15 protein-coding genes and 1 pseudogene are annotated in these 13408 nt (G+C 43.2%); 10 read left to right on the top strand and 6 right to left on the bottom strand.

Features of this window, described 5'->3' with window-relative positions:
• Positions 1 to 883 precede the first annotated feature (883 nt).
• The 4 genes from HWQ23_RS27505 to HWQ23_RS27490 all read right to left on the bottom strand — a co-directional run bounded on the left by HWQ23_RS27505 (position 884) and on the right by HWQ23_RS27490 (position 3717).
• Positions 884 to 2362, bottom strand: a complete 1479-nt coding sequence (locus HWQ23_RS27505; RefSeq protein WP_292835727.1) for a cation:proton antiporter — start codon at positions 2360 to 2362, stop codon at positions 884 to 886.
• Positions 2350 to 2523, bottom strand: coding sequence for a hypothetical protein (locus HWQ23_RS27500; RefSeq protein WP_292835725.1), 174 nt, complete (start codon positions 2521 to 2523; stop codon positions 2350 to 2352). Before HWQ23_RS27500 ends, HWQ23_RS27505 begins: the two co-directional genes overlap by 13 nt.
• Before the next feature lie 534 nt (positions 2524 to 3057).
• Positions 3058 to 3519 (bottom strand): EVE domain-containing protein, encoded by a 462-nt coding sequence (locus HWQ23_RS27495; RefSeq protein ID WP_292835722.1) that lies wholly within the window; start codon positions 3517 to 3519, stop codon positions 3058 to 3060.
• 57 nt (positions 3520 to 3576) lie between these two features.
• Positions 3577 to 3717, bottom strand: coding sequence for a hypothetical protein (locus HWQ23_RS27490; protein ID WP_292835719.1), 141 nt, complete (start codon positions 3715 to 3717; stop codon positions 3577 to 3579).
• A 29-nt stretch (positions 3718 to 3746) separates the two neighbouring features.
• Between HWQ23_RS27490 and HWQ23_RS27485 the strand changes: the two genes are divergently transcribed.
• Entirely contained in the window at positions 3747 to 4487 is a 741-nt protein-coding gene (locus HWQ23_RS27485; RefSeq protein ID WP_292835716.1) for an SIMPL domain-containing protein, read from the top strand.
• Between the two features lie 58 nt (positions 4488 to 4545).
• Here the strand turns inward: HWQ23_RS27485 and HWQ23_RS27480 are convergent, their stop codons facing one another.
• Complete coding sequence (locus HWQ23_RS27480) at positions 4546 to 4908, bottom strand: single-stranded DNA-binding protein (RefSeq protein ID WP_292835714.1); 363 nt, start codon at positions 4906 to 4908, stop codon at positions 4546 to 4548.
• 372 nt (positions 4909 to 5280) lie between these two features.
• Here HWQ23_RS27480 and HWQ23_RS27475 point away from each other — a divergent pair, with 372 nt between their 5' ends.
• The 4 genes from HWQ23_RS27475 (at position 5281) to HWQ23_RS27460 (ending at position 8165) form a co-directional block, all read left to right on the top strand.
• Positions 5281 to 6288 (top strand): rod shape-determining protein, encoded by a 1008-nt coding sequence (locus HWQ23_RS27475; protein WP_292835711.1) that lies wholly within the window; start codon positions 5281 to 5283, stop codon positions 6286 to 6288.
• A 102-nt stretch (positions 6289 to 6390) separates the two neighbouring features.
• A complete protein-coding gene (gene mreC, locus HWQ23_RS27470; RefSeq protein ID WP_292835709.1) occupies positions 6391 to 7185 on the top strand; it encodes a rod shape-determining protein MreC in 795 nt (264 codons plus the stop codon).
• Positions 7186 to 7210: 25 nt separating this feature from the next.
• Positions 7211 to 7849, top strand: a complete 639-nt coding sequence (mreD, locus tag HWQ23_RS27465) for a rod shape-determining protein MreD (RefSeq protein ID WP_292835706.1) — start codon at positions 7211 to 7213, stop codon at positions 7847 to 7849.
• 127 nt (positions 7850 to 7976) lie between these two features.
• Positions 7977 to 8165 carry a hypothetical protein gene (locus tag HWQ23_RS27460; protein WP_292835703.1) on the top strand — a complete coding sequence of 63 codons (189 nt, stop codon included), beginning with the start codon at positions 7977 to 7979 and terminating at the stop codon, positions 8163 to 8165.
• A gap of 401 nt (positions 8166 to 8566) precedes the next feature.
• Here the strand turns inward: HWQ23_RS27460 and msrB are convergent, their stop codons facing one another.
• On the bottom strand, positions 8567 to 9061 hold the full coding sequence (gene msrB / locus HWQ23_RS27455; protein WP_292835700.1) for a peptide-methionine (R)-S-oxide reductase MsrB: 495 nt from the start codon (positions 9059 to 9061) through the stop codon (positions 8567 to 8569).
• A 315-nt stretch (positions 9062 to 9376) separates the two neighbouring features.
• On the opposite strand from msrB, the pseudogene HWQ23_RS33750 reads away from it, so the two are divergent.
• The 5 genes and pseudogenes from HWQ23_RS33750 to HWQ23_RS27435 all read left to right on the top strand — a co-directional run.
• A pseudogene (locus HWQ23_RS33750) lies at positions 9377 to 9496 on the top strand (IS982 family transposase); the annotation flags it as partial.
• A 354-nt stretch (positions 9497 to 9850) separates the two neighbouring features.
• Complete coding sequence (ssuD, locus tag HWQ23_RS27450; RefSeq protein WP_292835697.1) at positions 9851 to 11011, top strand: FMNH2-dependent alkanesulfonate monooxygenase; 1161 nt, start codon at positions 9851 to 9853, stop codon at positions 11009 to 11011.
• 27 nt (positions 11012 to 11038) lie between these two features.
• Positions 11039 to 11677 carry a beta-class carbonic anhydrase gene (locus HWQ23_RS27445; RefSeq protein WP_292835694.1) on the top strand — a complete coding sequence of 213 codons (639 nt, stop codon included), beginning with the start codon at positions 11039 to 11041 and terminating at the stop codon, positions 11675 to 11677.
• Positions 11674 to 12240: an NADPH-dependent FMN reductase gene (gene ssuE, locus HWQ23_RS27440; protein ID WP_292793726.1), complete on the top strand. Its 567-nt coding sequence runs from the start codon at positions 11674 to 11676 to the stop codon at positions 12238 to 12240. The genes HWQ23_RS27445 and ssuE overlap by 4 nt, the downstream gene beginning before the upstream one ends.
• A gap of 508 nt (positions 12241 to 12748) precedes the next feature.
• Positions 12749 to 12994 (top strand): DUF7219 family protein, encoded by a 246-nt coding sequence (locus HWQ23_RS27435; RefSeq protein WP_292835692.1) that lies wholly within the window; start codon positions 12749 to 12751, stop codon positions 12992 to 12994.
• Positions 12995 to 13408 lie beyond the last annotated feature (414 nt).

Genomic DNA, 13408 nt, shown 5'->3' with positions numbered 1-13408 from the left:
ACCTCAACTTGACCTTTGATGCCTTTTTTGATTTTTAAGCTGTTATTACAGTACTTTTCAAGTAATTGAACTACACCACTCCCCACTCCCGTCTCAGTAGTAGTCTAAATACTTGAAAACTGCTGTAAGTAGACACTTAAATCAGTTATCAAGTTTCATATTGGGTCTAAATCCCCATGTGAAACCTTCCACCTGTAGAGGTGGGGGACTTTGACTCCCAATAAAGCTAGAAAACTGATAACTGATAGCCGTTCACTGATAAGTATTTGTTCTTTGTTGCCATTGATGCACTGAGTAAATTATTCCCATTACTGTCAGATGATCTAGCAAAATTTACGGGTGTTACTCCCAATTACCTAGAAAATATTCAGATAAAGTTCCACAAGCCGAGGACTGACAACTGAAACGGAAATAAGTAACATTCTGAATGCTGGTAGAAATTACAAACAAACGATTATTCTACAATCACACGGGACGGAGATTTGGGGAGAGAAGTTTCCACTGCACAATGGCAGCATCCCAAGGCACTTGAGATAGCCTTTGGGAGATGGGGGAGAATGAGAATTTTAGAATTTAGATTTTGCGAACGCGAAGAGCGTGTCGGAGACAAAAGTTGCGTGCGGGGGTTCCCCCCGTTGAGCAAACTTTTTAAGACGGATTTTGGATTAAAGAATTGAAATTTAATCCAAGCTCTCTACGAACGCGAATAGCGTGTCGCAGACAGACGCTCTTGCTAGCTTGTCCTCCGCAGGAGTACGCGGACTCGCTCTCCGTGGCGCTATCGTCAATCCCTTCGGGTTCAGCAGTCGCTCATGGGGGAAACCCCCAAGACCGCGCTGCTTCACCAAAATCCTTGCATTGAATTGCCCTGTTTGCCCAATGATTAACGATCGCCAGAATCTGGGGTTACTTCCAAATTGCCGCTGTCATTTGATGCTGGCACCCTCGACGGAGGTGGTTCAATTACTAACGATGTCCCAGAGGAACCATCTAAAATTAGTTGCTCTGAGCCTCCGTCTACGGTTTTTGGGTCTGGAAATACAAATCGTAACAAAGGAGGAGCTAAAAAGGTTGTCAAGATAACCATCATGATAATTGCTGCCCCTAATGGTTTCGAGAGAGCGCCACTGGCAGCGCCGACACCAGCAAACACTAACCCGACTTCGCCTCTAGGTATCATCCCTACACCGATCGCTAAACGGTTGATTTCCGGTTGACCAAACACGCTTAAACCTGTGATTACTTTACCGAGAATGGCTACTGTGATCAGGAAAGTTGCCATAATTAGACCTTCACGATTGTCGGGAATTGCTGGGTTTAATACTCCCAAATCGGTTTTTGCCCCAACAGTCACAAAGAAAATTGGCACTAACATATCGGCAATGGGACAGACTTGCGTTTGCAGTTCTTTACGCTTATCTGTCTCTTCTAGGACTAAACCTGCCGCAAAAGCTCCTAGAATTGCTTCTAAGTGGATGATGGCGGCAAGGTATGCCATTGCAAAAGCGAAGATGAATGCTGGTATTACCAGTCCACCGCGTGTTTTGAGTTGATCAGCGATCGCCACAAAGGACTTATTGAAAACATTCCCCAGTAAGATTGCTCCCAAGATAAAACCAGTGGCGCTGATAATCAAATAAATAACTTTACTTACATCCACCACGCCATCTTTAGCTAGGCTGGCAACTACCGCTAAAACGATGATTCCTAACACATCGTCAATTACGGCAGCACCTAAAATAATCTGCCCTTCTTTAGAATTGAGTCGCCCCAACTCTGACAGCACCTTGGAAGTCATCCCAATACTAGTGGCAGTCAAAGCCGCCCCAGCAAAAATTGCGGGTATAGCATCGATACCAAACAAAGTCATCAGTCCCACAGTCCCAGCTGCAAAGGGTACTACTACCCCCACTACTGCGACGACGGTAGCTTGGATACCAACTGCCATTAAGTCTTTTAAGTTCGACTCCAAGCCGATTTCAAATAGCAGAATGATCACACCCAATTCTGCCAAAACCGAAATCACCTCGGATTGCGCTGCAAACACGGCTGGAGTGGCTTCAGGGGTTAAACCAGCAGTGATTTGAAGGAAGGACATGATCAAAGAGTTAGAACTGTCTGTGCCGCCTTCTGGAAACACCAAAAGGTGGAAAACAGAGATGCCAACTACCACACCACCTACGAGTTCGCCTAAGACAGGCGGCAAACCCACTTGGTTTGATAACTCTCCACCAACTTTGCTAGCAAGATAAATGACTACTAAGCTTAGTAGCACTGCTGCGACTACCATTGAACTGTCTGCGGCTTGTGTTGCGCTGGCCAGCAGAGGAAAAGTGAAGCTGATTGGATCTAACAAATGCATGGGTTCTGTGAAAATCCTTCTCTTTGATTCTGACGCGTTTCTGAAAAACATCTATCTGTGCCAATGGAGAGGTGATTGGCAATAGTCAAAGCTAATGCTGTGGCAGTAACGGTAGGACTACGATCGCTTAAGCCGTAATGCACCCTAGTTTTATCTATCAAAATTTAAACCTTTGCAACAAATGCTCTTCCATATATAAGAAACCCTTAAGCATTTCTTGCAAATCTATAAGCAGTTGCCGCAAACGCTTAATACTTTGCAACAAATGCTCTTCCATATATAAGAAACCCTTAAGCATTTCTTACAAATCTATAAGCAGTTGCTGCAAATGGTTAATACTTTGCAACAAATCCTCTTCCATGTATAAGAAACGCTTAAATGATTGCAGCAATTGTTGTAATGAGCTTATGAATTAATTTACTACCGGAAATTTCAGAATAATCCAGGTGAAATTAAGTAAATTTTTTTGAATGCGATGTCTACGATGGTCACTGAGCTTGCCTGCCTTGAGCAAGGACTTTCTTACTAATAACTAATGACTCTCGCGTTGCGGTTTGATTTTGTATTAGTCCACGGAGGTGGACTTCTCTGCCAGACGCTGTTCGCGTTCGTTTGTATAGCCGCGAATTCTATTCGCCAAGGCTTAAGTTGACACCAATGTTTATGAATTGTCCCATTGTTTTTTTAACCTGGTATTAATTTGTACCATTTGTCAACTCAATCAAGGGCTGCCAGTAGACTTCCCCAACCGGGACTACAGACAGTCTCGGAAGTCGCAGCAAATCAAAGTCTGTGAATTTACCATCCTGTTTGATTTGGGCTAGGGTAACGGGTTGGTGTACTCTTCGTAATGCCCGTACATCTACAACTGCCCGTTTGCTGTCATTGAGTGCTGGATCGATATAGGGTTGACTAACTATCTCTGCTAAACCGATGACTTGCCGTTCTTTGCCTGTGTGATAAATTAACGCCAAGTCGAGGACACTTGCGTGCGGGGGTTCCCCCCGTTGAGCAAAGTGTCCGTCACCAAGAAGCATGGTACGTAGATGTTTTAGCGCTAGAGAATTGTTGACTCCATCCCAAACTGTACTGCCCTCCCGTTCCAAATCAAAGTAAGAATAATTTTCCGGCTCAGTTTTCAGCAGCCAATACGCCACGGCAAAATCTCCAAAAAGGCTAGTGTAATTTTTTGAGTTTCCAAAAATGTAACCATTTCAGCATTTGACGATCGCAGTGTCAAAGTAAGAACATACAAATCGGATAAGTGCGATCGCACTTAAGTTGTGAAAAACTTGGGGTAGCCGTTGACTCTCAACGGCCACTGCAAGATTGTTACATACGCTTGTTAAAAACATCTGTGAATACTTTGAGGAGTGCAAATCTGATGACTAGAGCCGCTTTACCCGGTTTTCAGTTTCCAAATGGGAACTTGTGGAAAATACTGCCTTTAGCAATGCTTTTATGTGCAACTTTTGTACTACCTGCGTTGGCACAAGAAAAGGAGAAATTGTGGCGAACCCTTAGTGTCAGTGGTCGCGGAGTGGAAACAACTCCTGCAACCCTGGCGCAAGTAAGTTTAGGAGTGGAGATTCAAGGGAAAACAGCACAGGAGGTACAGCAAGAAGCCGCCCGGAGGTCATCTGCTGTAGTTGCGTTTCTCAAAAGCAAAAATGTCGAAAAATTACAAACTACTGGTATCAGTCTCAACCCAGTTTACAGCTACACCAATAATGTGCAGAGGATTACAGGCTATGCTGCCAATAACACCGTGAGTTTTCGTATTCCTACCGAGCAAGCTGGTACATTATTGGATGATGCAGTGAAAGCCGGTGCAACACAAATTAACGGCATTAGTTTTGTTGCGAATGATCAAGCGATCGCGGCTGCTCAAAAGCAAGCATTAAAAGAAGCTACTCAAGACGCGCGGCAGCAAGCTGATGCTGTTTTCAGTGCCTTGGGTTTCAAATCCAAAGAAATAGTGAGCATTCAAGTTAATAATCCGACTCCACCTCGACCACCCATGTTTTTACGGGCTGAGGCTGCCAAGTCAGCTGATGCTTCCACCCCTGTAATTGGCGGTGAACAGGAAGTAGAAGCATCGGTGACGTTGCAAATTAGTTATTAGTCATTAGTCATTGGTCATTGGTCATTAGCATTACTAAGAACTAATGACCAATGATAAATTAGAAATGTTCTGAAGACGTATCTGCTGTACCGCCTTCTCCGTCGCGCTTAGAGCCTAATAAATCTAGTTGATCTACTTGGATAACTGGAGAGGATCGGTTTGCTCCTGTTTGGCGATCGCTCCATGTGTCAAACTTTAAGGAACCTTTGACAGCAATTTGTCTGCCTTTGCGTACATAATTACCTGCTACCTCCGCCGTTTTTCCCCATAGTTCTAAATTAAACCAGTCGGTATGTTCGCCTTCTTTAGTGCGACGATTAACAGCTAGTGTCAATCTACACTTAACACTACCTGATTCAAAATATTTTATATCAGGGTCGCTACCTACACGACCAACAAGGGTGACAATATTGATACTCATATGCGTTACCTCTTAGTACAGGAGTACTGATTAATTCCGACTTTTATCATAGCGAATTGTGAAACTCTTGAAAATAATGTGTTAAACAGTTAACAATATAGTTTAATTGAAAAATTATACATACTACTTGGAGAAACACATAAAAGTATACGGATATACTTAGTTAACCAGAGAATATCAAAAAATTGAAGCTTGAGAGATAGTAAATATTCCTGGGAATCATCTAAAAATATAGTCTAGTTTACTCAACTCAGGATAAAAACTTCATCAAATCCGGCACGATTAACTCTTTCCGTTGTAGTCAAAAAGTATCGCACATAGGGGGCTTAGAGACGCGTGGGTATTTTTAGGAACTTTCGCACATCATGGGATATGGGTATCGACCTCGGTACCGCTAACACCCTGGTTTATGTATCTGGTAAAGGTATTGTACTGCAAGAACCTTCTGTAGTTGCGATCGATGTCAACGAAAAGGTAGCACTAGCAGTGGGAGAAGAAGCCAAAAAAATGCTCGGTCGCACACCTGGAAATGTGATTGCCCTCCGCCCCTTGCGTGATGGTGTAATCGCTGATTTCGATATAGCCGAGCTGATGCTGAAAAGCTTTATTCAGCGTGTAAATGAAGGCAGATCCCTAATTTTACCCCGGATTGTCATTGGTATTCCCAGTGGCGTCACAGGAGTAGAAAGGCGAGCTGTGATGGATGCAGCTCATCAAGCAGGAGCAAGAAAAGTATATTTAATCGATGAACCTATAGCTGCGGCAATTGGTGCAGGACTACCTGTTGCTGAACCGACTGGCAACATGATCATCGATATTGGTGGTGGTACAACAGAAGTTGCGGTGCTAAGTCTTCAGGGTACGGTAATCAGCGAATCAGTACGCATTGCTGGAGATGAACTGACTGAAGCGATCATTCAGTATATTAAAAAAGTTCATAACTTAGTCATTGGTGAACGTACTGCCGAAGACATCAAGATTCGGCTTGGTTCTGCCTATCCTACTAATGATGATAATGAAGCCATGATGGAAGTCCGAGGCTTACACCTGCTTTCTGGTCTACCGCGAACTGTAACAATCAAAGCCCCAGAAATCCGTGAAAGCATGTTGGAACCACTATCAGTAATTATAGAAGCTGTGAAGCGGACACTGGAACGCACACCTCCAGAACTGGCAGCAGATATTATTGACAGAGGTATTATGTTAGCTGGTGGCGGTGCTTTGCTCAAAGGCATAGATACCCTGATTAGCCATGAAACAGGAATTATTACCCACATTGCTGCCGATCCTTTGTGCTGTGTTGTGCTGGGAACAGGCCGTGTGTTAGAAAACTTCAAACAGTTGGAACGAGTTGTCACCGAAAGCTCTCGCAATATGTAGCAAAAGAAAATATCATATTTGAGTTCTATTTGAGTTCTATTTGGGTTCTATATAAATAGAATCCAAGTAGAACTTAATTTGTATAAGTATACAAAGGTATATATGGTTACAATACGGCGTTGGTGGGATCGTAAAGGGTTACAAATCGGGTTGTTAGCTCTAGTAGTTGGTAGTGCTTGGATATTGCGACAGACTCAAGGTGAACTGGTGTTTGAAACATACCAGGCAATTACCCGTCCGTTAGAGATGTTGCAGTCAGGGCCAACTCCAGAAGAAGGTATTAGAGATGCCCGGATATTAGAATTGCAAACCCGTATAGTAGATTTGGAAAGTCAAAAGACAAAGCTACAAGATTTATTGGGCTATGTGGAAAAAGAGCCACTGGCATCACGGCCAATTCCAGCACGGGTGATAGGACGTAGTGCTGACCAGTGGTGGCAACAAGTTACCCTGAATCGCGGTGCGAATGTGGGGATTGGTGAAGGCTTCATAGTCAAGGCAGATGGCGGATTGGTCGGTCTAGTGGAGAGTGTAACTCCCAATACTAGCCGCGTGTTGTTAATCAGTGACCTCAAGAGTCAAGTGGGTGTATCAGTTAGCCGCACGGCAGCTAAAGGCGTTTTGCGAGGAGATTCTTCTGCAGAAGCTGTGCTGGAGTTTTATGAAAAAGTCCCAAATGTCAAAGTAGGAGATTTAGTTTCCACATCTACTTATAGTCAGAAATTTCCATCTGGCTTGGCTGTAGGACGAATTAAATCGCTGGATTTAAAGAAACTTCCCGCATCAGTGGCGAAAATTGAGCTGTTTCCGCCAATCAACTCTCTCGATTGGGTAGCTGTTTATCCAAAGCCAGAAAACCAAGAGTCGGAAAATCAAGCGCCGCAAAAGTCTAAGTAAATTTTTTGAGCAAATCTATAGAAAAATGAAGATTCCTGCATTTGGTAACAGCAGGCAGAGAAAGCCAAAATCGTCAGAGCGAAAATCGAAATTCCAAATCCCGCCGCTTTCTCGTTGGCATCCCGGTATACGTCAGTTGTTGGGTTGGATAGTGACGGTTGGATCTGTACTGTTATGTTTATTATTATTGCCAACCCGCCTGCCAGGGATGGAATTATTGGGAATTGGCCCTAATTGGCTGTTAATTTGGGTGGTGGCTTGGAGTGTGAAGCGCCCAGTGTTTTCTGGAGCATTGGCAGGTATAGTTCTGGGGCTACTTCAAGATTCAATGACATCACTTAACCCTACTCATGCCCTTAGTTTAGGTATAGTGGGAATTTTAACTAGTCTGCTCCAGAAACAGCGTTTTATCGAAGAAGATTTTATTTCGATTGCAGTAATTGTCTTTGGTATGGCAGTTTTGGCAGAAACTATCTTTGGGTTGCAATTAACTTTGCTCGGCGATCAGCGCAAAATAACAGATATTTGGACATATTACCAGCGTGTCGCCCTAGCTTCTGCCATTCTTAGTAGTCTGTGGGCACCTGTAGTCTATTATCCCCTAAATCGTTGGTGGCAGAGGATAAAATTGTTGGAACAATTAGTAAAGGGAGTTAGGGGTTAACAAGGGGATAGGGGATAGGTTAATTGACACTCCCGCAGCTGTTAAACTATCGCTTGTCTTACGACACGCTACCGCGTTCGCTCAGTTTAACTAAAAGCCGTGGGATTCTTGCGTCTTTGGAATTCCAATGAATTTACCTGTGCTAACGCGCCGCTACGGGAACAACAAGCATCTTAACCGTCTGCCTGACAGATGCACATCCTCTGATGAGGACGACTTGTGCGGCTGCAACGTCTCTATCTGTTGTCTAGCCGCAATTCTGGCAATATGGATTCAAGCGACAGCGAATCAAACAACACCGTATCATGGTAGTTAGTAGCATTCATGTCTGATGCTTTCTTTTTTGCCTTAAAAGAATATTAGGTAAGTCATATCCTGATTTCCTGACGGTACAATATGGAAGCTTTGACTGATTAACCTAGTTGGAGAACGCTGATGTCGAAAGAAAGAAAAAGTAATAAAGAAGTTAAAAAACCTAAAAAAGATCCCAAAGACAAAAAGGAGAAAAACGACCCAAACAAATAGGACGAATTAGGTAGATAGCTCTAGCGAAGACCAAGAGTTGCATTTCTTTAAATTGACAATACTTCGTCCACTAGCATTGAGTAGGAGAAGTTGTTGTCAAAAGTTTATTCACCCTTGGTCAAGCGCCAAAATCTGATAATTTAGGTTAGTGCGTGCGATGTGTTGACGACAGGCTACGCCGAAGCAACTAAATTAGGCAGGAACAAACTTCAGCGAAACACCGTTCATGCAGTAGCGCTTACCAGTGGGTGCAGGGCCGTCATCAAAAACATGACCCAGATGACCACCACAGCGACTACAATGCACTTCAGTTCTGGTCATAAACAACGACTTATCTACAGTTAGAGCGATCGCACCTTCAATTGGATTAAAAAAGCTGGGCCAGCCAGTACCACTGTTAAATTTTGTATCAGATGTAAACAGTGGCTGTTCACACGCGGCACAAAAATAAGTCCCATTGTCGTATTCTTTATCCAATGGGCTAGTGTGAGGGCGTTCAGTCCCATGCTTACGCAATACACTAAACTGTTCTGGCGTTAAAATCGTGCGCCACTCTGACTCTGGTTTGGTAATTTCAAATCCACTATTAGAAGTTGTCATCGCTTCTGACTCCCAATTGATATACCTTGATAACAATGCTGTGCCGACTATTACTGCACTAGCCTGTAAAAAATAGCGTTTGTCCATATATCTATTATTTTCTATTTTCCCCTTAACTGGGCAATCAACTTCAGTACGGGATTCACTACATTCATAACTATAATCAGCGATCGCCCTGAATTAGCCCTGATAAACTGATTAAAATTAGCTAAGAAACAACAAATTATTTATGAACTACCCAGACCTACTTCGTTGATATCTCAGGGTAAGCGCATCTTGTCAATAAGAGTAGATCAATGTCAATAAAGCTTAAACCAATTCGCAATTACGTTTTGTAATGGGGATTTTAATTAGGCATCAAAACGTGATGGCTGTAGAGGGTGATTCAACGTGGATAGTTGCGTTATTGGGTTCGGGGTCAACTTGATGGCTGGTTTAGCTGCTTAGACTTATTTGCCTGAAAAACCCTTACTTGATATTTATCCCAAAGACTTACCTGCCCTTCCTTGTGCCGTTTTTTAGTTGATCAAACTCACGTTAGTTTAACCTGCCGCAATGCGTTCAAGAAAATACTGAACGGGAATCCGATCAACTTGACCTGATTTTGGACAGTACACCTGGATGTGTGTTAGATGTCGTGCATAGATGTAGGGGAAGCAGGGGAGAGACGAAGAAATAACTAATACCCAATGCCCGATACCCAATTTTTCCGATCGCCAGCCGATTGAACACGGCTTAATATACATTGGTCTGATAGAGATACCGTAGTTTTCTGAAAACTTCTTGCTTAATTAAGTAGAATATGTGCTACTTTCAGAACTATAAACAAAACACGGTATTTCTATCGACTTATCGTAGTTTAAAAGGACAAGACTCATGCAGCTACTATGGTTCATCCCAACCCACGGCGACGGACGTTACCTTGCAACTGCTACAGGCGGACGGGCAGTAAGCTTTCCTTATCTGCGGCAGATAGCCCAAGCGGTGGATGACCTTGGTTATACAGGGGCATTGCTGCCCACGGGACGTTCTTGCGAAGATGCTTGGATTGTAGCGTCAACGCTGGTATCACTGACGCGACAGATGCGTTTTTTGGTGGCGATTCGTCCCGGCTTGGTATCACCTGGGGTAGCAGCGCGGATGGCGGCGACTTTTGATCGCCTCTCTGGAGGACGGTTGCTAATTAATGTGGTGACAGGGGGCGATCCTGTGGAGTTAGCGGGAGATGGCTTGCATTTGGATCACGATCAGCGCTATGAATTAACAGATGAATTTTTGACAGTATGGCGAGCGATCGCTAGTGGTGAACAAGCCAATCTTCAGGGCGACTATTTCAACATTCAGGATGGTAAACTGCTGTTTCCACCCGTTCAGAAGCCATATCCGCCCTTGTGGTTTGGCGGTTCTTCTGCGGTTGCTCAAAAAATTGCTGCCAAGCATGTAGATGTCTATCTAACTTGGGGCGAACCACCACAGCAAGTAGCCGAGAAGATTGCATCAGTTCGCAGACTTGCTTTATTAGAAGGGCGGACTTTGCGGTTTGGGATTCGCCTACATGTGATTGTACGGGAAACCGAGAGTGAAGCTTGGGATGCGGCGAATGACTTAATTCGGTATGTGGATGACGAAGCGATCGCTAAAGCTCAAAAAGCTTATGCCCGCATGGATTCAGAAGGACAACGGCGGATGACTCAATTACACCACGGTAATCGTGAGGCATTAGAAATAAGCCCGAACCTGTGGGCGGGAGTTGGTTTGGTGCGGGGTGGTGCGGGAACGGCCTTAGTAGGCGATCCCCAAACCGTAGCTGCCAGGATGTTGGAATATGCTGCTTTGGGTATTGAGTCCTTTATCCTCTCTGGCTATCCCCACCTAGAGGAAGCTTATCGAGTCGCAGAACTTCTATTTCCCCATCTGCCATTAGAAAATCTGCCGCCAGTGGAGAAACAACATGTCTTGAGTCCATTTGGCGAGATTGTGGCAAATGAAGATTTCCCTAAGCAGCAGCCTCAACAAAGAGCAACGTCCATATCCTAGTAATTAAGAACTAGTAGATTACCAGCCATGTTGCACCAAGAAATTGACCAAAAAATCTCAGAAAAAGAAGCGTGGGCATTGCGTCGTCAGTTGGGGATACCTAACAATAAACGCTTGTGGGTGCTAGCTTGCATGGACGAACGTTTACCTGTGGAGAAAGTATTAGGAATTGGTGAAGGAGATGCTCATATTTTCCGTAATGCCGGGGGGTTAGTTACAGATGATGCTATTCGGTCAGCGATGTTAACTACACAGTTTTTTGGCACAAAAGAAATCATCGTTATTAATCATACCGAATGTGGCATGATGACAGCATCAGGAGACTTTCTCAGTGAGGTATTGCGAAATCAAGGTATTGACGTGGATCAAGTTAGTGTCGATCCTGCTTTGCCAGAGTTGAAGCTACCAAAAGGCGTTTTTTCCAAATGGATCAAAACGTTTACCGATGTGGATGAAATCTGCACACAGCAGGTTGAATTGCTGCGTAATTCTGCTTTAATTCCCCAGGATGTAGTTATTCATGGCTACATCTGGGAAGTAGAGAGTATGAGTTTGCGCCGTCCCTACAAACGTCTGAGTGAGAAGGTTAATACAGCATCAGCTATGAAGACCAAAACCACGAAACATACTGAACCCGTTTTAGAAATTGGGAGTTTAATTGAATGACTCATATTTTAGCGATCGCTGGTAGTCCAACCCATCCATCTAGAACCTATGGTGTTGTCGAATACACTGCCAAGCTTTTACAACAAGAAGGCTTGCATGTAGACATTATTTCAGTTCGGGATTTGCCTGCTGAAGATTTAATTTTTGGACGATATGACAGCCCTGCTTTAGAACAGCCAAAAGCTTTATTAGCAAAAGCAGATGGTGTGATTATTGCCACCCCAATTTACAAAGCTGCTTATACAGGAGTGCTGAAAACATTTCTAGATTTGCTGCCCCAAAAATCATTGACAGGTAAACCCGTGTTACCAATTGCCCTTGGTGGGACGATCGCTCACTTATTGGCAATTGAATATGCTCTTAAACCTGTCTTATCTGAATTAGGAGCGCGGCATATCCTAGCTACTATTTATGCGGTAGACAAACAAATTCAACGACAAGCTGATAACAGCGTCCTGTTAGATGAGGAAATTGAGCAAAGACTCAAAGATGTTCTCAAGGAATTTGTTAAAGCTGTAGAATATGATGCCGCAGCGCCTCAAGAATTGGTTCATGCCAATTAAATAGTCAAGTTTATACCTCCGTTTGCTGGTAGCAGAGGGGTAAAAATTACCCCTGTGCTACCTTTTTTTTAAAAGTTAATCAGAGCAACATAAAATTATTCTCGAAATCTAGACTTTTATAGCGATATTCATTTGAATATCCCGCTTCTCATCTCAGTCCAATAGAAACCTAACCCCCAACCCCAACCCTTGTAGCGTTGGGGAGTAAGATTCAAACCTCCTCTTTTAATAAAAGAGAGGCCAAGAGTGTATTGCATACAAATGATAAGCGCTATAGACTACCCCAAGACCTGTCTCCAAACCTTTCTAGTTTATTTAAATACACCGCTATAATTTCTGATTTTTCCCATACAAGATGTTATAAATATGCAAATTGTCTCCTAACTCTACCTGTAGTAGATGAGTGAAATTTACTCATCTACTACTTTTCCTCTGAAAGTTTAAAATGGCAATCATGATATAAGAGAGTGTTTTTAATTTTGCTATTACCTAATAAATCTCAACTTGTATGAATCCGAAATCTGATTTTCTATCGGAACTGTGCGATTTTCTATATCCTCGTAGTTCATATTATGGGCAGTTTAAGCCAGAGTATTTGGTATTCAACGCTAATCTCCAAGAGTTTGCTCAACGTGTGAACTACATCTGTAACCTACAAACTGGTGGCAAACTTTCTCCAGAAGAAGCTTACAAACAAATTCATATTCTCTGGAAACAGTTGAAACATGCCAAAAAGGCATTAGAAATTGAGTGAATTATCTTTTACAGCAATTTTCAGGTATTTAGACCACGACTCACACGGGGAGTAGGGAGTCACTCCCACACCCCATGACTCAATTTACGTTGCTACTCGCTAGACAACTCAGCTACTAGCATAAGCCTTGGAAACGAGTTAACTTCCTGCGTTGAGCTAATTTTACTGTGATTATATTTTACCAAAAAACGTATGCTACTATCACAGCAATTAAAATTGCTGTTCCGATTTCCTCCACTGTCTAAGCGAGCGTGGTTTCCATCCGTTTTGGGTATTTTCTTATGATTACTACTGACGCCGAAGCGATCGCTAAGGAACTAGCAGATTAATCCCCTACAATCGCGCTGTTTTCTGATTACTATAGCGGTTCCTGCTTGAGTACAATACAGTATGGGATGATGGAGTATATTAACG

It is taken from the genome of Nostoc sp. JL33 (assembly GCF_017114985.1).
GTDB lineage: Bacteria > Cyanobacteriota > Cyanobacteriia > Cyanobacteriales > Nostocaceae > Nostoc.
This window is presented reverse-complemented; position numbering and strand designations above follow the sequence as displayed.